21 protein-coding genes are annotated in these 23,023 nt (G+C 55.3%); 9 read left to right on the forward strand and 12 right to left on the reverse strand.

Annotation, left to right across the window (positions count from 1 at the left end):
• The first annotated feature begins 13 nt into the window (after positions 1 to 13).
• The gene (locus tag VW41_08435) at positions 14 to 544 is read left to right on the forward strand and encodes a hypothetical protein (protein ID AJZ89058.1); all 531 of its coding nucleotides are present in this window, start codon (positions 14 to 16) and stop codon (positions 542 to 544) included.
• A gap of 93 nt (positions 545 to 637) precedes the next feature.
• Here the strand turns inward: VW41_08435 and VW41_08440 are convergent, their stop codons facing one another.
• Positions 638 to 3,064, reverse strand: coding sequence for a mechanosensitive ion channel protein (locus tag VW41_08440; protein ID AJZ89059.1), 2,427 nt, complete (start codon positions 3,062 to 3,064; stop codon positions 638 to 640).
• Between the two features lie 193 nt (positions 3,065 to 3,257).
• Between VW41_08440 and VW41_08445 the strand changes: the two genes are divergently transcribed.
• Genes VW41_08445 through VW41_08455 form a run of 3 tightly spaced genes read left to right on the forward strand, consistent with a single transcriptional unit; the run spans position 3,258 to position 6,967 of the window.
• On the forward strand, positions 3,258 to 4,235 hold the full coding sequence (locus tag VW41_08445; GenBank protein ID AJZ89060.1) for an ABC transporter substrate-binding protein: 978 nt from the start codon (positions 3,258 to 3,260) through the stop codon (positions 4,233 to 4,235).
• 3 nt (positions 4,236 to 4,238) lie between these two features.
• Positions 4,239 to 5,951 carry an ABC transporter permease gene (locus VW41_08450; GenBank protein AJZ89061.1) on the forward strand — a complete coding sequence of 571 codons (1,713 nt, stop codon included), beginning with the start codon at positions 4,239 to 4,241 and terminating at the stop codon, positions 5,949 to 5,951.
• Positions 5,939 to 6,967, forward strand: coding sequence for an ABC transporter ATP-binding protein (locus VW41_08455; protein ID AJZ89062.1), 1,029 nt, complete (start codon positions 5,939 to 5,941; stop codon positions 6,965 to 6,967). The genes VW41_08450 and VW41_08455 overlap by 13 nt, the downstream gene beginning before the upstream one ends.
• 69 nt (positions 6,968 to 7,036) lie before the next feature.
• On the opposite strand, the gene VW41_08460 is transcribed toward VW41_08455, so the two are convergent.
• The 9 genes from VW41_08460 to VW41_08500 all read right to left on the reverse strand — a co-directional run bounded on the left by VW41_08460 (position 7,037) and on the right by VW41_08500 (position 15,651).
• A complete protein-coding gene (locus tag VW41_08460; protein AJZ89063.1) occupies positions 7,037 to 8,158 on the reverse strand; it encodes a 50S ribosomal protein L16 arginine hydroxylase in 1,122 nt (373 codons plus the stop codon).
• A 198-nt stretch (positions 8,159 to 8,356) separates the two neighbouring features.
• Positions 8,357 to 9,826, reverse strand: a complete 1,470-nt coding sequence (locus VW41_08465; GenBank protein ID AJZ89064.1) for a sensor protein PhoQ — start codon at positions 9,824 to 9,826, stop codon at positions 8,357 to 8,359.
• Positions 9,827 to 10,498 (reverse strand): transcriptional regulator, encoded by a 672-nt coding sequence (locus tag VW41_08470; GenBank protein ID AJZ89065.1) that lies wholly within the window; start codon positions 10,496 to 10,498, stop codon positions 9,827 to 9,829. It abuts the gene before it with no gap.
• A gap of 484 nt (positions 10,499 to 10,982) precedes the next feature.
• On the reverse strand, positions 10,983 to 12,353 hold the full coding sequence (locus VW41_08475; protein AJZ89066.1) for an adenylosuccinate lyase: 1,371 nt from the start codon (positions 12,351 to 12,353) through the stop codon (positions 10,983 to 10,985).
• Positions 12,354 to 12,369: 16 nt separating this feature from the next.
• Positions 12,370 to 12,999, reverse strand: a complete 630-nt coding sequence (locus VW41_08480) for a lysogenization regulator (protein AJZ89067.1) — start codon at positions 12,997 to 12,999, stop codon at positions 12,370 to 12,372.
• Between the two features lie 22 nt (positions 13,000 to 13,021).
• Positions 13,022 to 14,131 carry a tRNA 2-thiouridylase gene (gene mnmA / locus VW41_08485; protein AJZ89068.1) on the reverse strand — a complete coding sequence of 370 codons (1,110 nt, stop codon included), beginning with the start codon at positions 14,129 to 14,131 and terminating at the stop codon, positions 13,022 to 13,024.
• A 53-nt stretch (positions 14,132 to 14,184) separates the two neighbouring features.
• Positions 14,185 to 14,646, reverse strand: a complete 462-nt coding sequence (locus VW41_08490; GenBank protein AJZ89069.1) for a phosphatase — start codon at positions 14,644 to 14,646, stop codon at positions 14,185 to 14,187.
• A 13-nt stretch (positions 14,647 to 14,659) separates the two neighbouring features.
• Positions 14,660 to 14,989, reverse strand: coding sequence for a periplasmic protein (locus VW41_08495; GenBank protein ID AJZ89070.1), 330 nt, complete (start codon positions 14,987 to 14,989; stop codon positions 14,660 to 14,662).
• Positions 14,986 to 15,651: a 23S rRNA pseudouridylate synthase gene (locus tag VW41_08500; GenBank protein ID AJZ91905.1), complete on the reverse strand. Its 666-nt coding sequence runs from the start codon at positions 15,649 to 15,651 to the stop codon at positions 14,986 to 14,988. Before VW41_08500 ends, VW41_08495 begins: the two co-directional genes overlap by 4 nt.
• 107 nt (positions 15,652 to 15,758) lie before the next feature.
• On the opposite strand from VW41_08500, the gene VW41_08505 reads away from it, so the two are divergent.
• The 4 genes from VW41_08505 (at position 15,759) to VW41_08520 (ending at position 19,742) form a co-directional block, all read left to right on the forward strand.
• Positions 15,759 to 17,009 (forward strand): isocitrate dehydrogenase, encoded by a 1,251-nt coding sequence (locus tag VW41_08505; GenBank protein ID AJZ89071.1) that lies wholly within the window; start codon positions 15,759 to 15,761, stop codon positions 17,007 to 17,009.
• A gap of 571 nt (positions 17,010 to 17,580) precedes the next feature.
• Positions 17,581 to 18,060: a hypothetical protein gene (locus VW41_08510; protein ID AJZ89072.1), complete on the forward strand. Its 480-nt coding sequence runs from the start codon at positions 17,581 to 17,583 to the stop codon at positions 18,058 to 18,060.
• A 190-nt stretch (positions 18,061 to 18,250) separates the two neighbouring features.
• A complete protein-coding gene (locus tag VW41_08515; protein AJZ89073.1) occupies positions 18,251 to 19,132 on the forward strand; it encodes a hypothetical protein in 882 nt (293 codons plus the stop codon).
• A 373-nt stretch (positions 19,133 to 19,505) separates the two neighbouring features.
• Positions 19,506 to 19,742 carry a hypothetical protein gene (locus tag VW41_08520; protein ID AJZ89074.1) on the forward strand — a complete coding sequence of 79 codons (237 nt, stop codon included), beginning with the start codon at positions 19,506 to 19,508 and terminating at the stop codon, positions 19,740 to 19,742.
• Positions 19,743 to 19,819: 77 nt separating this feature from the next.
• Here VW41_08520 and VW41_08525 read toward each other — a convergent pair whose 3' ends face one another.
• Positions 19,820 to 20,365, reverse strand: coding sequence for an isochorismatase (locus VW41_08525; GenBank protein AJZ89075.1), 546 nt, complete (start codon positions 20,363 to 20,365; stop codon positions 19,820 to 19,822).
• A gap of 393 nt (positions 20,366 to 20,758) precedes the next feature.
• On the reverse strand, positions 20,759 to 21,967 hold the full coding sequence (locus tag VW41_08530) for an MFS transporter (GenBank protein AJZ89076.1): 1,209 nt from the start codon (positions 21,965 to 21,967) through the stop codon (positions 20,759 to 20,761).
• A gap of 103 nt (positions 21,968 to 22,070) precedes the next feature.
• Between VW41_08530 and VW41_08535 the strand changes: the two genes are divergently transcribed.
• Positions 22,071 to 22,979 (forward strand): LysR family transcriptional regulator, encoded by a 909-nt coding sequence (locus VW41_08535; GenBank protein AJZ89077.1) that lies wholly within the window; start codon positions 22,071 to 22,073, stop codon positions 22,977 to 22,979.
• Positions 22,980 to 23,023: the final 44 nt, after the last annotated feature.

Here is a 23,023-nt window from a genome sequence, read left to right on the forward strand (position 1 = left end):
CAGGAGTCACATCATGGCTAACGCCGATAGTAACACATTCACGCACACGACAATGACGCAGGATCAAACCATTATTGCTCAGGACATGGCGGCGTTATTAAAAATACCGCTGGGCGGCAGGGACGATTTATTTCATGTGCTGCATATTTGCCGCTGCTGGATGGATGAATTAATCGAAACACATAGCCACGCGGAATACATCGCGCTGGTGGGGCGTTTGCTGGCGGGGTTTAACGTGCTAAGGGTGGTTCTGGAGCATCCGCTGCCGCCACACTTAATTGAGCGGTTAACGGTGGAAGAGGGGCAAGAGGCAGCCCCCTGTACCGTGTCTGAAGCCGATTCCGATATGCTCTGTGACTATTGCGGAGCCTTGACCCAGGTGTTGCTGGGCCAGCAGCTTGGGCAGGGGCAACAGGCGCAGATGACGGATCTGCTCTGCCAGCTGTTCAGCCTGCTGGAAGAGAATTTAACCGCGCCGCGCTTCGTGCGCACGAAGAAAGGGTTGGCGTGGACTAATGGCGAACTGGTGCAGGGTCTGCACTAAATAAACGGCGTCCCGCCTTCTCTGTGACAAAGCACGGCGAAGGCGGGCAGGGAACCTGAGAGTCTGGCAAGTATTAAGGAAACCCGGCGCAACCTAAGACGAAAACTCATTGTCATCGTCTAAAGCCTTCGCCCGCTGCTTCATAAAAACAACTTCCTGCGGGCTGGAAAGGTTCACCTCATTTTTGCGCAGCAGCTTGAGGATATTAAACAGCAGTTCGCTTTTGCTGGAGCCGACCATGCGCGGGCTGGCGACGTAGCCGGTCACGCTCAGGATAATGCCTTCCGGCCCCAGCTGGCTGAAGCGCACATACGGCGCAGGCGTGGGGAGGATCACCTCATAGTCCTGATAGGCGCTGAGCAGCAAATCGCGCACCAGCTCCGGGTCAATGTTGGTCGGGAAGGTCAGGGCGATGGTGACCACCCCTTGCGCGTTGCCCATCGTCGCGTTACGCACGTTCTGGGAAATCAGCTGCGAGTTGGGGACGATCATCGTCGAGCGGTCGCTGAGTTGGATCTCCGTGGCGCGCACGTTGATCCGCCGCACGTCGCCCTCAATGCCGCCGATGCCGATCATGTCGCCGACCTTGACCGGGCGTTCTGTCAGCAGGATCAGGCCGGAGATAAAGTTCTTCACAATCTCCTGCAGGCCAAAGCCAATCCCTACCGACAGGGCGCTGACAATCCAGGCCAGGTTGTTCCACTGAATGCCCAGCGCGGCCAGGGTGATGAGGATCAGCAGCACGTAGCCAACGTTGGTAAACAGCGTAATCAGCGAGGCGCGAATGCCGATATCGGTAATGGTTTTGGGTAGCAGCTCCTGGCTGAGCCAGCGCTGGGTCACGCGTAGAATGTACAGGCCAATCACCAGGCAAAGCAAGGCGTTCAGCAAGTTACCGGGCACGATATGCAGCTGCTTCAGCCCGTCGCCGCTTAAAATCGCCACCAGCTTGCTGATCAACAGGCTCGGCGTGGTGGTGCCGAAGGTGCCGTTAAACAGCGCGATGATGGTCATGAGTATCAGCGCGCATTTGGTGAAGGCGGTAAATACCACCGCCAGCTGCTCAAGGTGCCGGTCTTTAAACCGCAGCGACTTTTTCATCGCCTGGCCGGTGGCGGTGTGCGGTGAAAACACGGCGGCGAAAAAGTCGGTGGCGAAGGTCACCAGATAAAAAAACGCCACCAGCACCATGCCGAACCAGATGACCTGGTAAGTCAGGTAGCGGGCGAAGGCGATGTAGCCGATCAGCAGCGAAGCCAGAATCACCAGCGAAGCGAGCATGACCAGCAGGCAGACTAAGGCGTCGAGCCGGGAGCGCTTCTCGGCGGGTTCGCCATTCTTTTCCAGCCGCCGGTGGGCGTGCTGCACGCGCAGCATCATTATCAGCAGCACGCTGGCCATGACGGCAGAAATTAGCCCGTTGGCGCGGATCGTGGTGCCGAGACTGGCGCCAATCGTATTATTAATCAGGTCGAGGCAGCCAATGACCAGGCCCAGAATTGCCAGCAGCGGCGGGAAGTAGCGCACGCTTTCTGCCACGCTGTCGTCGATTTGCACCAGCCGCCAAGAGGGGCGTTTCAGGGAAAGGAACGCCCGGCCAGCGCCATATATTAATGAGCAGAACACGGCCAGCTGGACGAAGCCATCGACAAAATCGTTAACCTGGGGAGAGAACTCTGCCACCCGAGAAAAGGCACTTTTCACAATCGAAAGCGCCAGCATAATAGTAAACATGGTTACTAACGTGCTGGCCAGCGTGTTGAAGCTGCGGCGCAGGCGGCCATCCGGCAACCAGGTGATGTTGATCCAGACCAGCAGCCGCTCAATCAGGTAGCAGCCGGAGAACGCAATCCCGGCGGCGGCCACGAGCAGCCAGAAGGTGCCCCAGAACCACTCGGGTTCCCAGGCCGCCTGCCAGGTTTCCAGCAGCCGATCGCCGAAGGCATTGAAGCGCTGGATATCCACGGCCTGGGTATCGGCTTCCTGCAGCCAGAAGGTGCCGCTCAACATGCTCCCGCTGTTCGACGCCAGTTGGGATTTAAAGTAGGTGCGGCGGAGATCGTTAATCTGGATACCGAGCGCGCGGATATTGGTTTGCAGGCTTTGCGAGGTACTGATGGCCTCATCAATCTGCTTTTTGTCACTGTTCAGCGCCTTGCGCTGCCGGGACACGCTGGCGGTTTCATTTCCCGCCCCTGATTCCGGGGCCGGCCCCAGCACCTGCAGCTGAGCCTGAACTTTCTCATGCATCGGCTGCAGCAGGGCGGCCAGGTTATCCACCTCCACGCCTAGCTTTTGCGTGGTGTCGAACAGCTTGATCAGCCGGCTGTCGGTATTGGTCTGCGAAACCTGCTGCTTAATGTTGTCTATTTGCGTCTTATATTGCTTTAACTGCCCGGCAATCTCTTTCAGGCTGGGTTCCTGGCCTTCGGTTTGCGCGGCAAGGGGACTTGCAGCGTTCAGAAACAGGCCGACAAATAACAGACAGGTCAGGAGGAAAGTATGCAAAGTTTTGCTCATGGGATGGCGCTCAATGTCCCTATTAATATCTCCCAAGTATGGTCAGGCGGCGATCGGATTGCCATTTTTTATCATCGGGCGGCCAGAGGGGTTACTTATCCTGCTAGTCTGAAATATCTGCTCGCCAGGTTCTGGTCATACTCTTGTCAGATTCGGCTGGTTTAATCGTCGCAACGGAAAAAAGGGACATAAAATGATGAAAAAACATGTGTTGTTGACGATGCTGCTGGCGGTAATGAGTACTTCTGCTCTGGCAAAATCTACCTTAACGCTTTACACCAGCCAGCCCAATGAAGACGCGCAGACCACCGTCAGCGCCTTTGAAAAAGCGAACCCGGACATCGAAGTGAAATGGATCCGCGACGGCACCAGCAAGCTGACCGCCCGTTTACAGGCGGAAATGGCGGCCGGGGGCGCAGTGCCGGATGTACTGCTGATTGCCGACAGCGTGACCATGGAATCCCTGAAACAGCAAAACCTGCTGGCGGCTTACAAGTCACCCGAAGCCGCGCGTTTTGATGCCCAGCTGTATGACAAGGACGGCTATTACTTCGGCACCAAGCTGATTACCACCGGCATCGCGTACCACAGCAAAGCCCCGGTCAAACCCACCTCGTGGCTCGATTTACTCAAACCCGAGCTGAAGAACATGACCACGCTGCCAAGCCCGCTTTACTCCGGCGCGGCGCAGATCCATCAGGCCGCAGTCATGGGCGCCCCGACGCTGGGCTGGCAATACTACGAAAAACTGAAAGCCAACGGGGCAATGCCGCAGAGCGGCAACGGGGCGGTGATGAACGCCATTGCCTCCGGCAGCAAAGCCTACGGTGTGCTGGTCGATTACATGGCTATTCGTGAGAAAGCCAAAGGCGCGCCGATTGAATTTGCCTTCCCGACCGAAGGTGTGAGTATTGTCACCGAGCCGGTGGCGATGATGAAGGGCGCTAAAAATCCCGAAGCGGCAAAGGCGTTTATCGATTTCGTGCTCTCCAAAGCGGGCCAGGAGCAGGTGCTGAAACAGGGCTATCTGCCTGCCGATGCCAGCCTGCCGGTGCCGCAGGGTTTCCCGCCGCGCAACAGCATCAAAATCATGCCGTTTGATGCTGCCCAGGCGCTGGCGGACACCGAAGCGAACAAAAAGCGATTTGCCGACCTGTTCGGTAGCCGCTGATTGATGCTCAGCCCGGCATTGTCCCGCCCTGAAGACGGCAGCCTGATGAAAGGGCTGCTGCGTCTGCTTATCGTCGTCATTGCGCTCCTGAGCCTGCTCCCCACCCTGCAACTGCTGGTCTCCGCGCTGCTGGACTGGCGGCTGGGCGGCAACAGCAGCCTGGGCCGCGTTCTCAGCAACCCGAACACCTGGGTCGCGCTATGGCACAGCCTGTATACCAGCGGCCTGGGGGCGCTGCTTTCCCTTCTGCTGGGCAGCCTGTTTGCCTTCTGCCTCGGGCTGATGAACATCCGGGGCCGCCAGGGGTGGGCGTTTCTCTTTATGCTGCCGATGATGATCCCGCCGCAGGTCACGGCCCTGAGCTGGCTGCAGCTGTTCGGCCCCGGCAGCGTGTTGCTCAACAGCCTGGGCCTGGCGCCGGGGTTTGGCAGCCCCAATCCGCTTTATTCCGCAGAGGGAATCGCCTTCCTGCTCGGCATCCAGCACGCCCCGCTGGTGTTCCTCACCCTGCGCACGCAGTTACAAAGTTTGCCGCAGGAACAGATAGAGGCGGCGAGGCTGAATGGCGCTTCTCTTTGGCGGGTTTTCATCGACATCATTCTGCCGCTGTGCCGACCCGCGTTGTGGGCCGGGGTGGCGCTGGCCTTTGTTTCCGCCCTCGGTAACTTTGGGATCCCGGCGATGCTCGGCATCCCTATCTCATATTTCGTGTTGCCCGTTTACATCTACCAGGCGCTCTCCAGTTTTGGCCCGTCGATGCTGAACGAGGTGGCCTCGCTCTCGGTGCTGATGGGCGTGCTGGCCGTCGCCATTGTGACGCTGCAGGGCATCATGCAGCGGCGTTACGCTTTGCCGCTGATCGGCATGGCCGGGCGGGCGGCAAGTATCGCGCCGGGGAAGGGGCGGCTGGCGGTGGAGATCCTGCTCGCGCTCGTACTGGGCGGGATGCTGGTGGCCCCGCTGCTGGCGCTGATCGCCACCTCGCTGGTGCCAACCCTGGGCGTGCCGCTCAACGGCGACACGCTGACGTTTGCCGCCTGGACCGGCATTTTTGATGAGCAAAGCGCCACTTGGCGGGCGCTGACCAACAGCCTGCTGCTCTCCATCAGTGCCGCTGGGCTGCTGATGGCGCTGAGCCTGCCGCTGGCCTGGCTGCTGGTACGCCGCCCCAGCCGGCCGCTGCGCTGGCTGCACAGCCTGATCGACATTCCTTACACGCTGCCCGGCGTGGTGCTGGCCATCGCCTGCATTCTGCTGTTTGCGCGCCCGCTGCCGCTGCTGAACGTCAGCCTCAGCGGCACGCTGACGATTATTTTCTTCGCCTACCTTGCCCGCTTTCTTACCGTCTGCCTGAAGCCGGTTCACACCAGCATGCTGCAGTTGGATCCGGCGATGGAGGAGGCCGCGAGCCTGGCGGGAGCGGATGCCTCCCAACGGTTACGCCACATCGTGCTGCCGCTGCTGGCCCCGGCGGCCTTTGCCGGTGCTCTGCTGGTGTTTCTCACGGCGGTGAACGAACTGACCGTCTCCGCGCTGCTCTGGAGCGCCGGGAAAGAAACCCTCGGCGTGGTGATTTTCAACCTCGACGAAAGCGGCGACAAGGTGATGGCCTCGGCGATTTCCGTGCTGGTGGTGCTGCTGGTCGCCGTGGTGATGCTGTTACTCGGCACGCTGGGCCGTTATTTACCGAAAGGAGTCATTCCATGGCAGAGCTAAGGCTGGACAAGCTCAGTAAGTTTTTTGGTGAACAGGCAGTGGTGAAGGATCTCAACCTGACGATCCCTTCAGGGGCGTTTACCGCCCTGCTGGGGCCGAGCGGCTGCGGCAAAACCACCACGCTACGGATTGTCGCCGGGCTGGAGTCGCTGAGCGGCGGTCGCCTGCTGCTGGGTGATAAGCTGCTGGCCGACAGCGGCACCCACGTTCCGCCGGAACAGCGTGACATGGGGATGGTGTTCCAGTCCTACGCCCTGTGGCCGCACATGACCGTGGGCGAAAACGTTGGCTACCCGCTGAAGCTGCGTAAGATTAATGGCGCGGCGCGTCAGAAGCGGGTGATGGAGGCGCTGGAGATCGTGGAGCTTGGGGCCTATGTCGGGCGCTCGCCCCAGGAGCTTAGCGGCGGGCAGCGGCAGCGGGTGGCGCTGGCGCGCTGCCTGGTTTCGGAGCCGCGAGTTGTCCTGCTTGATGAACCACTGGCGAATCTCGACCGCCATCTTCGCGCCACCATGGAGCAGACTTTCCGCGAATTTCACCGCCGCACGGGGGCGACGTTTGTCTACGTCACGCACGACCAGGCGGAGGCGATGGCGCTCGCCAGCCATATCGCCGTGATGCACCAGGGCGAACTGATGCAGTGGGGCACGCCACAGCAGCTTTATCAGCAGCCGCAAAATCGCTGGGTGGCCGGGTTTATCGGCCAGGGCAGCGTGCTGTCCCTCGCCGTATCGCCGGGTTTGCAAAGTCTGGATCTCGCAGCATTGCATGGCGGCCTGGATCGGTCGGGGCGCGATAAAACCGTGCCGGTGCTGGTTCGCCCGGAGCATGTGCAGATCGCGGGCAGCGGGCCGGTTGCCAGCGTCGAAAGCTGTATTTATCAGGGAGAGCGGTATCTGCTGGAGCTACGTTTGCAGGACGGGCAGGGGCTGAGCGCGTTTCATTCTGCGCCGCTGGCGGTGCAACAGGCCGTGAATGTGCAGTTGTTACAGGGCTGGCGGCTGGATGCGGCGTGAGAGAGCCACGCGGTTGGCAGGAGTATCCCGCCTTTGCCATGATAAAAACGGCAAAGGCGGGGCAGGGCTTTAGTCTTCGAAGAACCAGTAACCGCTGTTCACCAGGGCGGCTAACGTGGCGAGGAAGGAAGGATCTTCCAGCGCATCGCCAAACTTCTCGGCGTCCAGCTTGATGTGGCTGGCCAGCGCTTCCACCGCCGGGCGGTGTGGGCTGTCGAGCTTCTCGCCGTTCACGTACACCTCTCCGGCCACGCGCAGCACGCGCAGGCCACCCAGGCGCACCAGCTTGTCACCCTGTTGCAGCGCGTCGTAGATCTCATCCGGCTGATAAGGCGGCTCCGGCGGCGCAACGTCCAGCTCATGGCGGGACTGGGTAATAAACTCGCCAAACCAGCTGTGGAAGGTCTCCGGCTGATTAACGATGTCCAGCATCATCTCGCGCAGCTGGTCTATTTCCTGCGGCAGTATATCTGCCGGGTGCTGGCGCTCAGGCACGTCCGGGTCGGTATAACGTAACCCGCCCAGCTCGCGCTGCAGCACGTAGTCGGCAAAACCGCTGATAAGCTCGCGGCCACTTGGGGCGCGGAAGCCCACGGAATAGTTCAGCGCGTTTTCCAGCGAGTAGCCTTCGTGCGGGAAGCCCGGCGGAATGTACAGAATGTCGCCCGGCTCCATCTCTTCGTCGATGATGGCGTCGAACGGCTCAACCTGGAGCAGGTCCGGGTGCGGGCAATGCTGCTTCATGGCAACTTTTTCACCCACGCGCCAGCGGCGGCGGCCCACGCCCTGAATAATAAACACGTCGTACTGGTCCAGGTGCGGGCCTACGCCGCCGCCGGGCACAGAGAAGGAGATCATCAGGTCGTCAATGCGCCAGTCGGGCAGGGCGCGGAAGGGGCGCATCAGGGCGCTGGAAGGTTCATGCCAGTTGTTCACGGCCTGCACCAGCAGCGACCAGTTGTTTTCCCCGAGGTGATCGTAGCTCTGGAACGGGCCGTGGCTGACCTGCCATTTACCGCCCTTGTGGCTGACGAGGCGGCTGTCCACCTCGTTTTCCATGGCCAGGCCGGCCAGCTCATCCGGTGAAATAGGGTCGATGAAGTTTTTGAAGCCGCGTTTCAGCACCACAGGGCGTTTTTGCCAGTAGCGTGCAATAAAGTCGGGCCAGTTTAAATCCAGGTGATAATCCATATTATTGTCTGCCTGCGAATGGAGGAGCCTGACACGAATTATATACCCTTCATACTTCAAGTTACATGTGCGTTGGGCTTTCCTCGTTCACCCCGGTCACTTACCGAAGTCAGCCTCAGGGGATTCCCTGCGTTGCCGCCTGCCAGCAACTCAATTATTTAGGGTATAAATAAGAGCAAGCCAGGTTACGGGACTATTCTACCCTTCATTCTGTTCCGGCTGCTGGCGGCCAAAAATCACCTCCATGCGCGCGCCGCCCAGAATGCTGGACCCGGCCTGAATCTCGCCGTTGTACTGCTCAACAATCTCGCGGGCAACCGACAGCCCGACGCCCTGGCCCGGGCGCAGCGTATCGGCCCGCTGGCCGCGATCGAAGACCATTGCACGTTTGGTTTCCGGAATGCCGGGGCCGTCGTCTTCCACAATCAGATGCAGCGCGTCGTCGGTCTGGCGGGCGGTCACTTCCACAAACTCAAGGCAGTATTTACAGGCGTTATCCAGCAGGTTGCCCATCACTTCCATGAAGTCATTTTGCTCGCCGATAAAGGTGATTTCCGGCGAAACGTCCAGCGTGATGTTCACCCCTTTGCGCTGGTAAACCTTGTTCAGCGCCGAGCACAGATTGTCCAGCAGCGGCGCAACGGAATGCAGCTCCCGGCTGAGCAATGTGCTGTTACCGCGCATACTGGCGCGATGCAGGTAGTAACCAATCTGCTGGGAAATGCGGCTGATTTGCTCCAGCATCACCGGCTCGGCCTGCTCGACGTTCATCTTGTCGGTGCGCAGCGAACGGAGGGTCGATTGCAGCACGGCTAGCGGGGTTTTCAGGCTGTGGGTTAAGTCCGTCAGCGTGGTGCGATACTTGTCGTGCCTGTCGCGCTCGGTGCGCAACAGTTGGTTCAGGTTCCGTACCAGACTTGTCAGTTCGCGGGTTGTTTCCGGGTTGAGGCTGTCGCGATCGTGTTTTTCCAGCTCGCGTACTTCCTGCGCCAGTTCCTGAATCGGACGCAGGCTCCACCAGGCGGCAAGCCACAGCAGCGGGACGACCAGCAGCAGGTTGGCCAGCAGGACGTAAAAAAACCAGCTCCACACCATGTAGGAACGCTTCAGCTCGATAGGAATGGTGTCCACAACCACCACGGTCAGAGCCGGCATGCGCTCTGTCGCCGGGTAAAGGTTGACCGCGACCGAGTGCGTCATCTCATTGCCGTCGTCGCTGTCGTCATCGTGCATGTCTTTCAGCTGGGCGAGGCGGTCTTTGTCGTTGTCCAGCAGGGCGCTACTGGTCGCGTAGTCTGCCTCCAGCTCGTGGAAACCGTTGCCGGTCAGCCACTCTTTTTGGATATGCTGTACCACGTCCGGGACGTTGCGCTGCATCCACAACAGTTTACCGTGCTCGTCGTAAATCAGCGCCATGGTCGGGCTTTGTATGCTGATGTTGTCGGGCAAATCTACCTGCAGTTTGCCGTCCTTCCAGCTGGAGAGCGTATAGAACAGGTTACTTTCACCGCGCAGCAGGCGGAAAGTGGTTTTATCGAAGCTAACGGTGTAGCCAACCAGCGCCACCAGGCCGTAAGCCAGGGAAAGCACCATGACAACCACGGCGGTAGCCAGTAAGAAACGAACCCGCAGCGAAAGCGGCAGTATATGGCGGAAGATGTTCAGCATTTAGTGGAGATCGAATCTGTAGCCTTGCCCACGCACGGTGGTGATCACCTCCTGCGGGTATTCAGCCTGAATTTTCTTACGTAAACGGCCCATCAGCACGTCAATCGTGTGGCTCTCGCGCAGCTCGGCGTCCGGGTAGAGCTGCAGCATCAGCGAATCTTTGCTGACCACCTTCCCGGCGTTGCGGATGATGGTTTCCATGATGGTGTATTCAAACGCGGTGAGCTTGATCAGGTTGTCGTTAATCGACAGCTCGCGGCGGGACAAATCGACCTGGAACGGCGGCAGGGAAATGACCTGCGAGGCCAGGCCGCTGTTACGGCGCATCAGCGCCTGCATACGCGCGACAACCTCTTCCAGATGGAAAGGCTTGGTGACGTAATCGTCGGCCCCGGCGCCCAGGACTTCAACTTTGTCCTGCCAGCCTTCACGGGCGGTTAATACCAGAATGGGAATGGTTACGTCGTGGCTGCGCCAGCGACGGATCAGGCTCATGCCGTCTTCATCCGGCAGGCCTAAGTCAACAATAGCGATATCCGGAGTATGTTCATTCAGGAAATAGTCTGCCTCTTTGGCATCCTCGGCCGCATCCACCTGGTGGCCTGCTTCACGCAGCTGTACCTTCAGGTGATGACGCAGCAGGGCATTATCTTCCACGACCAGTACGCGCATTGTATTTCCTCAATCCATTCATAGTATTGCTAGTTTAGCGCTAATTATTAATGACAGGAAATAAACCTCGTATAAACAATGCCCTTATGGAGATTAAAGCTGAGTCAATAATTTAATAAAGCTGGAGGCCCTCACCCTAACCCTCTCCCTGAGGGAGAGGGAATAAAAAATGCGCTTTGTCACTTGTTTGTACGTTGCCCCTTTGGGGAGAGGAGATAATAAATGTGCTTGGTCACTTGTTTTCCCCTATCCCCTTTGGGAAAGGGCCGGGTGAGGGGGCAAACAGCAGGCAAAAAAAAGCCCTCAGAAGAGGGCCTTAGACTGCTGAAAAGCTTCTGGCGAGAGAAGAATTACCAGACGGCTTATTAAAGAAAACAGGAAAATCAATTTATTGATTTTCGGCTGATAACCACCAGGAGGGAAAAACCACGTTTTTTTCCTTCTGGCCAGCAACCTCAAGCCCTCCGAAGAGGGCCATTCTTTATTACTTCAGCTCGTCAACCATGGTAATGGCGCGGCCAATATAGTTGGCCGGCGTCATGGCCTTCAGGCGGGTTTTCTCTTCTTCCGGCAGCTCGAGGCTGTCGATGAACTGCTTCATGCCTTCGGCGTCAACGCGCTTGCCGCGGGTAAGCTCTTTCAGCTTCTCGTAAGGCTTTTCGATGCCGTAGCGGCGCATCACGGTCTGAATTGGCTCCGCCAGCACTTCCCAGTTGTGATCCAGCTCGTCCAGCAGACGGTCGCGGTTCACTTCCAGCTTGCTCACGCCTTTCAGGGTGGACTGATAGGCGATCAGCGCGTAGCCGATACCCACGCCCAGGTTACGCAGCACGGTGGAGTCGGTCAGGTCGCGCTGCCAGCGGGAGACAGGCAGCTTACTGGCCAGATGCTGCAGCACGGCGTTGGACAGGCCGAGGTTACCTTCGGAGTTTTCGAAGTCAATCGGGTTCACCTTGTGCGGCATGGTGGAGGAGCCAATTTCACCGGCAACGGTCTTCTGCTTGAAGTGGTTCAGGGCCACGTAGCCCCACACGTCGCGGTCGAAGTCGATCAGAATAGTGTTGAAGCGCGCGATGCAGTCAAACAGCTCGGCAATGTAGTCGTGTGGCTCGATCTGGGTGGTGTACGGGTTCCACTGGATGCCCAGGGAAGTCACGAACTCTTCGCTGAACTGGTGCCAGTCTACTTCCGGGTAAGCGGCGATGTGGGCGTTATAGTTGCCGACCGCGCCGTTGATTTTACCGAGGATCTCAACGTTGCCGAGCTGGCGGAACTGGCGCTCCATGCGGTAAGCGACGTTCGCCATCTCTTTCCCCATGGTGGACGGAGTAGCCGGCTGGCCGTGGGTACGGGACAGCAGCGGGATGTCGCGGTACTGAACGGCCAGATCTTTTACAGCGTCGATGATTTTACGCCAGTACGGCAGCACCACGTCTTTACGCGCGGTGTCGAGCATCAGCGCGTGGGACAGGTTGTTGATGTCTTCGGAAGTACAGGCGAAGTGAATAAACTCGGACACCGCGTGCAGAGCAGGGATCGCTTCCACTTTTTCTTTCAGGAAGTATTCCACCGCTTTCACGTCGTGGTTGGTGGTGCGCTCGATGGTTTTGATGCGGGCGGCGTCAGCCTCGCTGAACTCCGCGACGATTTTATCAAGGTAACCGTTTGCGTCCGCATCAAAAGCAGGAACTTCCTTGATCGCTGCGTGCGCGGCCAGCTTTTGCAGCCAACGTACTTCGACCTGTACGCGGAATTTCAGCAGACCGAATTCGCTGAAAATAGCGCGCAGAGCGCTGACTTTGTCGCCGTAGCGCCCGTCAACGGGGGAAACGGCGGTCAGTGAGGATAATTCCATAACAACTCCTGAGAGGTTAACAATGAGCAAGAATTTGTTTGGCCTGATCGGTCAGGCGACGACGAGAAAACATTAACTGCAGGCGGCCACCGCCAACCTGATGCCACAGCACGGCGGCACGGATCCCGGCCAGCAGCGCGGCGCGCACTTTACTTTGCACCTGCGGGCTTTGCAGCACGGCAGGGGAACCGGTGACCTGAATACGCGGGCCAAGCGGGCTGATGACATCCACGTAGATCCCGGCCATGGCGCTTAACAGCGTGTCGGACTCGAGATCGAAGTGTTCCAGCTGGCGCTGCAGGCCGTTAATTTTATTGCCGAGCGTGTCCATCGCGCCTTTGGCCGCGTGGAGTTTGCGCTCCAGCACCATCAGGCTGAGCGTATAGCGCGTCAGCTCGGCATTCAGGCCCTGGCGGCTGCTGGCGTTCAGCACGCCAAGCAGGGTTTCAAGCCCGAGCTTAAGGTTCGCTTCGCTGCCGCCAAAAACATCCAGGGTTGAGCCCGGGTTCTGGTCAATCACGCTGTTGAGCGAGACGTGAAGGGCGTCGCTGTCGCAATGACCCTGATGTGCCAACTGCTGAACCAGACGGGCTGACTGGCAAATGCCCGCCAGCGCGAGAGTAATGTCGTAGTAGTTTTTAGCCACCAGGCTGCGTCCTTGTGTGTAATTAACTGACGAGCGGCAAACGCTGCTCAATAATGCCGCCGCCGAGGCACACTTCGCCGAGGTAGAACACCGCGGACTGGCCTGGGGTCACGGCTGCCACCGGCTCTTCAAAGCGCACTTCTATGCGCTCGTCGTCCAGCGGCGTAATCGTGCAGGGGATATCCGTCTGGCGATAGCGGGTTTTCACCGTGCAGTTCAGCGGCGCGGTTAGCGGCTCGCGATCCACCCAGTGAAGCTGCTGGGCAATCAGCCCGACCGACATCAGGCGCGGATGGTCATGGCCCTGGGCGACGATAAGAATATTGTTGGCGACGTCTTTATCGACCACGTACCACGGATCTTCAGACCCTTCTTTGGTGCCGCCGATACCGAGGCCTTTACGCTGGCCGAGGGTGTGATACATCAGCCCCTGGTGTTCGCCTACGGTTTCGCCGTCCACGGTAATAATTTTACCCGGCTGGGCTGGCAGGTAGCGGCCCAGGAAGTCGCGGAACTTGCGTTCGCCGATAAAACAGATGCCGGTGGAGTCTTTTTTCTTGGCGGTGATCAGATCCAGCTCTTCGGCAATGCGGCGCACTTCTGGTTTTTCCAGCTCGCCGACCGGGAACAGGCTCTGGGCGATTTGCTCGTGACTCAGCGTATAAAGGAAGTAGCTCTGGTCTTTGTTGCCGTCCAGGCCGCGCAGCAGTTGGCTTTTACCGTTCACATCGGCGCGACGCACGTAGTGACCGGTGGCGATGTAGTCGGCGCCTAAATCCTCTGCGGCGAATTCCAGGAAGGCTTTAAATTTGATCTCTTTGTTGCAGAGGATGTCCGGGTTTGGCGTGCGCCCGGCTTTGTACTCTTCGAGGAACAGTTCGAACACGTTGTCCCAGTACTCTGCGGCAAAGTTAACGGTGTGCAGTTCAATGCCCAGCTTGTCGCAAACGGCCTGCGCATCGGCTAAATCTTCCGCTGCGGTGCAGTACTCCTCGCCATCGTCTTCTTCCCAGTTCTTCATGAACAGGCCTTCCACCTTATAGCCCTGCTGCATCAGCAGGTAAGCGGAAACGGAGGAATCGACGCCGCCGGACATCCCGACGATCACTTTTTTCTGGCTGTTATCAGACATGGAGAGACTCACGACATTGAACTTCAAAGCGGCGTATTCTAACACGCAGCCTGCTACTTGACACCCTCTGTAAACGGCCAGTTAAAAGCCCCCAGCATCGACAGGGGATAACGCGGCTCCTGCTGATAACAGCGAATGCTTTCTGCCACCAGCGGCGAGCGTAGATTGGCTGCATTGATAATGGTGTCGGCATCAAGCCACAGGCAGCGGTCAATATCACTGTCGTGCGGGGTGGTCGGCAGCTGTTTGTCCAGGTCGATAGCAAACAGGAAACGCAGGAAAGGCGTGTTGTCCGGGGCTATCCACTGGTGCATGCGGATAAAGCTTTGCGGCTCGGCGGCAATACCCGTCTCTTCCCACAGCTCGCGCTTCGCGGCTTGAAGCAGCGTTTCGTCGGCTTCGAGGTGCCCGGCGGGCTGGTTCCACAGCGCTTTGCCCTGAATGGTTTCTTCGACGACTAAAAACTGACCTTCGGCCTGAACAACGCAGGCCACGGTGACGTGCGGTTTAAACATCGCTTCTCCTGGGTTAAAGCGGTTTGTCGATTTTGGCGTAAATGGCATCCAGCGCGCTAAGGCGCTTATTGTACTGTGTGGTCAGGCAGGCGACGTTTGCGCCACAGGTTTTACGCTCTTTAAGCCACGCCTGTTGCTGATCCTGCATAGCGCCCTGGCCGCCCATGGCAAACAGCCCCTTTAAAAACTGGTATTTGGTGGCCATTTCGACGTCTTTATCATTCAGCGCCCGGTTGGCACAAATCGCTTTTTCATCTGGCGAACTGGCTTTGGCGCAGTCAAAGCTCGCCGCGCCAGCGGTCGTGGAGCCGATCAGTAAGCTCAGCAGCAGTATCTTTTTCATTTCAGTTGCTCCGGGGAGATTTCGCGCCACTCGCCGTTGGCCAGACCATCCAGCGTGTAGTCGCCCATGGCATAGCGGATCAGGCGCAGGGTAGGGTAGCCCACGTGTGCCGTCATGCGGCGAACCTGGCGGTTGCGGCCTTCATAAAGCGTGATTTTCAGCCAACTGGTGGGGATAGCCTTACGTTCGCGAATCGGCGGATTACGCGGCCAGAGCCACTCTGGCTCGGCAACCCGTTCGGCACCTGCCGCAAGCGTGGGGCCGTCGTTAAGCTCGACGCCGTTGCGCAGGGCGCTCAGCGCTTCCTCCGTCGGCTCGCCTTCCACTTGCACATAATAGATTTTGCCGGTGCGCTTGCCTGGCTGGGTCAGTTTTGCCTGCAGCGCCCCGTCGTTGGTAAGCACCAGTAGCCCTTCACTGTCCCGGTCAAGACGGCCTGCGGCATAGATACCTTGTAAAGGAATGTAATCCTTTAGCGTACTGCGCCCCGCTTCGTCGGTGAACTGCGGCAGCACATCGTAGGGCTTATTGAAGATAACCAGCTTCTTTGGCCCGTCAGGCTTCTTGCGCCTGGCGGCTTGTGGGTTGCTGAATCGTTTAACTTGGTGATTCCTAAAAGAAGTTTTGTTCATAGTGTTTTCAGCGCGGGTGGATTGACGCATTATAACGGAAAACATGAGTGATTGGCGCGAGCCCGATATTGCAGTAGTATGAGCCCGCAAATTACAAATCATTAACAAAAAACCAGAAGCGCTCGAAGGAGAGGTGAATGGAAAGCAAAGTAGTCGTTCCGGCGGAAGGTAAAAAGATCACCCTGCAAAATGGCAAAATCAACGTTCCTCACAACCCGGTGATCCCGTTCATTGAAGGGGACGGTATCGGTGTGGACGTGACCCCTGCCATGATTAAAGTGGTGGATGCTGCCGTGGCAAAAGCCTACAACGGCGAGCGGAAAATTTCCTGGATGGAAATCTACACCGGCGAAAAATCTACCCAAGTTTATGGCCAGGACGTCTGGCTGCCAGAAGAAACTCTGGACCTGATTCGTGACTATCGCGTGGCCATCAAAGGCCCACTGACCACCCCAGTTGGCGGCGGTATTCGCTCCCTGAACGTTGCCCTGCGTCAGCAGCTGGACCTGTACGTTTGTCTGCGCCCGGTACGTTACTACCAGGGTACCCCAAGCCCGGTGAAACAGCCTGAGCTGACCGACATGGTTATCTTCCGTGAGAACTCCGAAGATATCTATGCGGGTATCGAGTGGAAAGCGGACAGCGCCGAAGCTGACAAGGTTATCAAGTTCCTGCGTGACGAAATGGGCGTGAAGAAAATTCGCTTCCCTGAGCACTGCGGCATCGGCATCAAGCCTTGCTCCGAAGAAGGCACCAAACGCCTGGTGCGTGCGGCCATCGAATACGCTATCACCAACGACCGTGATTCCGTGACTCTGGTGCACAAAGGCAACATCATGAAGTTCACCGAAGGCGCGTTCAAAGACTGGGGCTACCAGCTGGCTCGCGAAGAGTTCGGCGGCGAGCTTATCGACGGCGGCCCGTGGGTGAAAATCAAGAACCCGAACACCGGCAAAGAGATCGTTGTAAAAGACGTAATCGCCGATGCGTTCCTGCAGCAGATCCTGCTGCGCCCTGCGGAATACGACGTGATCGCCTGTATGAACCTGAACGGGGACTACATTTCTGATGCCCTGGCGGCACAGGTTGGCGGCATTGGTATCGCCCCGGGCGCAAACATCGGCGACGACTGCGCGCTGTTCGAAGCGACTCACGGGACTGCGCCTAAGTACGCAGGCCAGGACAAAGTAAACCCAGGCTCCATCATTCTGTCCGCAGAAATGATGCTGCGTCATATGGAATGGTTCGAAGCAGCTGACCTGATCGTTAAGGGTATGGAAGGCGCTATCGAAGCTAAGACCGTAACTTATGACTTCGAGCGTCTGATGGAAGGCGCTAAACTGCTGAAATGTTCAGAGTTTGGCGACGCTATCATTAAACACATGTAATCAGCGCCGCTGGTGATGTGACAACGGGAGCCTGATGGTTCCCGTTTTTTATTGCTTCCTTAAAATCTTCCCCAAAACTTTCCCCAAAATTCTTCCCCAAAACTCCACCTCATTTACCCCGTTTTAGAGTCGATAACTACCCAGTCTTTGCCTCGATCGTCGTTATATTTGTCGGTCATCTTTGAAGAACGGTGACCAAGTAATTTTTTGGTATTTATCCCTTGTTCTCTATACATTCTCTCCGATAAAGAACGCTGCTCGTGGAAGGTTGGTGCTGTTCCTTCCTCCCATTCAACACCGCATCTGTTTCTGGTTTTTTTGAACGTGGTGGTAAGGCTGCTGGAGGACACGCGATCTCCCCTGGTAGCTTGAGAAGTTGAGTGGCGCTGACCCTGCTAATAGGTCTGCTTTGTGACAAGAGTGGACTTTTTGGTAGTTGTCAGTGGGAAGGTATTTCAGCAAAATGAAACCACCTTCAAACATGACCATTTTTTATACTGACATAAGCTATTGAATCTAGCTCCGGCAGGAGTTACTGAATTTCAAAAGAAAGGATGCACGAGATCGAGCCATGCGTATTCACCAACAGAATAAGCCCCGAAAACTCTATCGTAGTGTTAACACGACTACACGGCACCATTCTAATAACCCAGGTGCTGAATATCGCTGGGAACGTAATCGCAAAAAAGGCGGAGATGAGCTACTGGTAAAGCGCGAGACAATGCATAGTGGGCAAAAACGAGGTCGGGACTACACACCCTTGTTTCACTTTCTGATCAAACAGATCGGTAAACCGTGGGATGACATATTCAGCGAAGTATGTGGGCGTCTTGATTCTACCGAGCCTGTTTTTTGGCTGGTCGCGCTGTATGAGCATCAGCAAAGGGATTTAGTTTGCATTGACGAAAGCAGCTTTTATCCGGGTTTGTTTGTTGATGAGAATGGAATTCTGCAACAGGTAAATCCTTCGATTACGGGGAAGGAGGTTAAGATAGCGTGTCGCTGTTGCACACACACTTATATTGGCGAACCTGTGCCATGGCCTGACTGAATAGAAATACCTCATATCCACCGACGGGCAGTGCGCTATCATCAGCCAGGAAGATTGTAACCGTTCGCATTTTCAGGGTATATCCAGCCGCATGTCTTAAAAATAACCCGCCACCATCATTCAAAAAATGTACTTAGCGTAAATTTCTGGACGACTGGGCTTCAAACTTCGTTCATAAGGACAACCAACAATGCTATTTAATAATAAAAATCTGTTCATGACTTTTTTATTCTTCTGCACATTCCAGACTCATGCAGCACAATGCACAGCGGAGGACTTCGCTAAAAACAAACTGAACAATTTTATCCTCCTGAGCCAGCAGGCAAAAACAGAAGTCCCCAAATCTGTTGAAATCACTGTTGATAGCCCTGATGGATATCTCCGCGTATCGGCTCAAAGCAACTTTAGCCAATGCGGTGAGCTACTTGGCAGCCGTATAAAAGAGGTCAAAACCTCAACAGGCCCGAAAACAGTTTTCACAGCAAACAGTGAAATTCAGTTGAATAAAACTGAATTTGGCTGGCGCATCCAGGTGGACGCAAATGGGGTCGTGGCCGATAACAACACTGACAAGACTACGCAATTATATCGGCAGACTCTGGAGGGAATGTACCAGCTTAACGATAAGGGAATTATCAGCCATGCGGTTAACCGCTCGATTATCGCGGCCAGTAAGCCAGGAGATAAAGACAAAACCACTGTGGGCACAATAGACTATGTTTTCAATGCATCAGGATTGCTGGCGCAGACGGTAAACAAAGGCAGTTTGGCGATAGAAAATTATACTCTTGTATACAACTATGATGACAACCATCGCCTGATCAAAACTGAATCCCCTTCAACCATCGAAGAGTATTCCTATGATAACAAGGGGCGTGAGCTGTCTCTCAGCAAGACCCAGACGTATTTCACCATCGAAAAAACCCTTACCACCTGCGAGGAGTGGAATTCACATGGAGAATGCGTACGCGCCAATATGGATATCTCCATCGTCCCAACCGATCGAACGGGTAAACAATATGCGGACAAGCATAAAGCCGTGATGACGACAAAATACGAATACTGGAAGTGATCCCCGGTTCGTCGAATTACTCCGGGCGTGTTAGTTGATCGTGCAGAGACAATCTAAGCTCTTTCTGGTGAAGAAAATGTTCCGACTTAACAGCGTTAGAGATAATTTCGCATTTTGCACCACAAAACATTGAATCCAGATGCACAGCAGTGCATCTCTTCCCTTATCATGTTGGGATATTTCGGCTGGGTAATTCTTAATTGAAATTGGTATTTCATCAGGGAACAACAGAGTAAGAGGGCGTTTAGGTGTGAATACAAGGTTCGCTCCTCGCTCAGAGCGGATTTGTGCAAACTACCTTCTGGGATATATTTTAGATTTTATGGCGTTCGACCAGAAGTGTCATTAACATGAAAAATGGAAAATAAACGTTATGGCTAAGGTTAAGTACAACCTAACCCGTGGAAGCGATGTCATCCGTGATGGTATGTATCTCGAACTATCTGAGGCTGGAACATCCCCGCTTCGGCAAATTGCTGAAGTCTTCTATTCCGATGTAACTCATGAGTTCTCTTTTTCAGGCTATGAAGGATGCATCCCTCTGGTAGAGATTGAAAAGCTCATTCATGAAGCGAAAAAATTGCTGCCTCCAGCAAAGCAGGAATCATGATGGGGCTGAACGTCCACTTTGTGACGAAAGCGAACATTAGGATTTTTAGCCGCCGTGGGGCGGCTCCAGGTTAACACTCATTTCTCAGAATGAAAGCACCAGCCAGCTGCTGTGGCGAGTGTCACAAACGGTCCAGCCAGCGTAACGTTGTGATGGGCGATGATTTCACTCGCTGACAAATATTCGTTATCCATTGTTGTATGCGCATCTGAAATCAGCACGGTCCCGAACCCCAGTTCTGGCGCTGCGCGGCAGGTAGTATCCACACAAAATTCTGTTTTCATACCGGCGATAACCAGCTGTTTCACACCTCGCTGTCTGAGCTGAAGCTGAAGCGCTGTATCACGAAAGCAGTTAGGAAATTTTTTAATAAACACCACATCCTGTTCAGCGTTTACGTTCAGTTCGGGTATCAGTTGTGTTAACGGACTTTGTTCTGAGAATCGGGAATCATTGGGGCCGGTGTGGCGGGCAAAAAAAACGGGCACCTGAGCCTGCCTCGCTTTTTCAATCAGCAGTCGAATATTTAACAGAACGGCGTCAGAGGTATACGGGGAAGTGGGGCCACGGAAAAGTCCCTGCTGCATGTCGATAATTAAAAGTGCATTTTCAGATAAAATCATATTTTTCTCCATTCAGAGGGTTATGAACGGAGATATTTTTTTCCCCGTCCGGTTTGGCGGGGATTTAGAGTCTGTTTCGTCAGAAGCCAGTCACAGATCCGTCCACACCGATGAAGGTACCGGTGGTGGTGACTGTGGTTGCTGGCTGAGCTGATGTAATCATTTTATGATCTTCTTGTATTCGTTGAGTCTCTGGAGTAGTCATTATACAAACTGCCCTTTTCTTGTAGCACTGAGTAAATACCATTTTCAACAACTATTCTCCCTGAAGGACGTCGAGCTTTAGCTGCCATATACCACGCGGGCAAAGATATTAAACCAAATTCCGCGCTTCGCTCAGCGCGAACCTGGCGTCCTTGCTTTCCGTCCACATTGCACGCATCAGCCACTAGACTAATCACTCATCAGGCGTTCAGCCTGAATTGCCCGTGTAGCCAGTTTCTTCTGCAAAATAATCACGATAACTGGGAACCCTGATGCGGAGATGGCGCATAGCGCCAGCAAAGAGTTCATATTCTGTGGGGCTATGTCATGCTCGGGTAATAGAAAAGCGGACAGGAAAAATGCGACAGTAGTCATCAAATACATGATTGAGGTCTGTAGGGAAGCAAATCCCGCTCGTTGCCTGTCATCAGGAAACTGGATGGTAAGCGCCGAAGATGAAACCAGGCGACCGTAAGATGCCCCGAGAAATAAAATAATAAACAGCGCCGCATGGGGATAGCCCAGAAAGGGAAGTAGTAAACTCAGTATAAAAACGACGGTTGAGCCCGTAGCCAGACTCAAAGCAGAAAAGCGGGAGGTTAAGGCGCCCGTTATTTTAGTAGACAGGTACCCGGCAATCCCCCCGGCGAAGAACAGCCCGGGCAACTGGTTCACAGAAGCACCCAGCAACTGGGTCATTAATGGCACCAGAACCGGGATGATCAGCATCGGGCTAAACTGCACCAGTGCATTACCTGACGCGAACAGTAAAGTATTCGTATCAAGAGGCAGTGCAGGGAATGCGCCGCCAGAGACCGGATCCCGAGGGATAAAGGAGACAATCAGTGGCAAGGCTAACAAACACAGGGTACTGATTAACCACAACGCGGTATGCCAGCCGTAATGAGTACATAGAAATAATATCGTGGGCATGCCTGCGATGCTGACCATCGAAAATGACGCAATCACCGTTGCCAGCATTTTTCCGCGCAAGTTAGCCGGGGCGTGGTTGATCAATATGCTAATGCCCACTCCCATTGTCGTCCCTCCTACCAGGCCCGCACAGAATCGTAATGCCAGCAGGAGGCTAAAACTGGCGGTGAAAGTGGTCAAAAGCGTCAGCAGACCCAGCAGCGCCATATTGGCGATTAAAAAACGTTTCTTATTGAAACCACCTATCCAGTAGAAGGCAATAATGCCCGACAGAACTGCGCCGAACGTATACATCCCGGAAACATAGCCTGCGAAGGCGACGGGAACCGAGAAATCTGCGGCCATAAAAGCAAAAACAGGATTGAACATCATGTATTCCAGCGCGTTAGTGAACTGGATAAAAGCCATGATAAGCGCTATCCGCATAAGGGATTTATCGTTAAATATCTGTGTGACCGGGGGCATAGCAGGCAACCTGTGGATGAAAGATGCCTGAGTTTAACTGCTATCAAAGTGGGTGATTAGGTGGTAGAAATGGCACTTATTATTATCATTTATGGGATAGTGGATGCGTCCGGCTCTTGATTTTAATACCCTGAAAGTGTTTATCGCCGTGGTGGAAAGAGAAAGTTTTGTCGGGGCATCGAAAGTGCTTGAAATGCCGACATCCAATGTAAGCCGCTGTATTGCTCAGTTAGAAGAAAAACTGAATCTGAAGCTCATTGAACGCAGTACCCGACATATGAAACTCACTCAGGCAGGGCATTTGCTCTTTACCCGAGCGAAGCCATTAGTGGAGGCGCTCGAGCAAACTGAGACAGAACTGACTTTGCGGCAAGTGCAACTCAAGGGCCCGTTGCGTATCTGTATTCCTAATGAACTGGGGCCTGCATTGCTCGGGTCTGTTATTGCCGACTTCGCCTGCCGGCACCCGGACCTGGAAATCAGCTGCGTCACCAATCTGTCCGGGTTCGAATCCCTGCGGGACGATCTGGATTTAGCGATTATTGTTAGTCGCGGTCAGATGGATGACAGCGACTACATCGCCCGTCATCTGTTGACCATCCCTTGCACCATTGTGGCAGCGCCGTCCGTCATTCAGCGTTACGGTACGCCTGCTCGTATACAGCAATTTGAAGAATTGCCCTGTATTACCACGGTCAGTGCCCTGAAAGGGGCACCCTGGCAGTTCGTTAATAAAAAGGGGGGATTCGAGACGATTAAGGTGAAAAGTCATTATCGGGTCAACAGCGGAGAGATGGCGGGGCGAGCGGCGGTCTCCGGTGTCGGGTTTGCCATTCTGGCGAAACAAGCCTGCCAGCCCTACATTAACGATGGCCGGTTAATCGAGATTGAGTTTGAACAATCGGCAGCCCCACTGCAGTTGTATGCACTGTATTCCGACCGGCGTTATTTACCCGGTAAAATAAGAGCGCTGATTGATTTTATACATCAGGAATTGAGTCATATATCCTGAGAAATATAAGGCAATATTAGAATAGCCGCAGTTTGTTCACTTTG

The sequence above is a fragment of the Klebsiella michiganensis genome (assembly GCA_000963575.1).
In the GTDB taxonomy this organism is placed as follows: Bacteria; Pseudomonadota; Gammaproteobacteria; order Enterobacterales; family Enterobacteriaceae; genus Cedecea; species Cedecea michiganensis_A.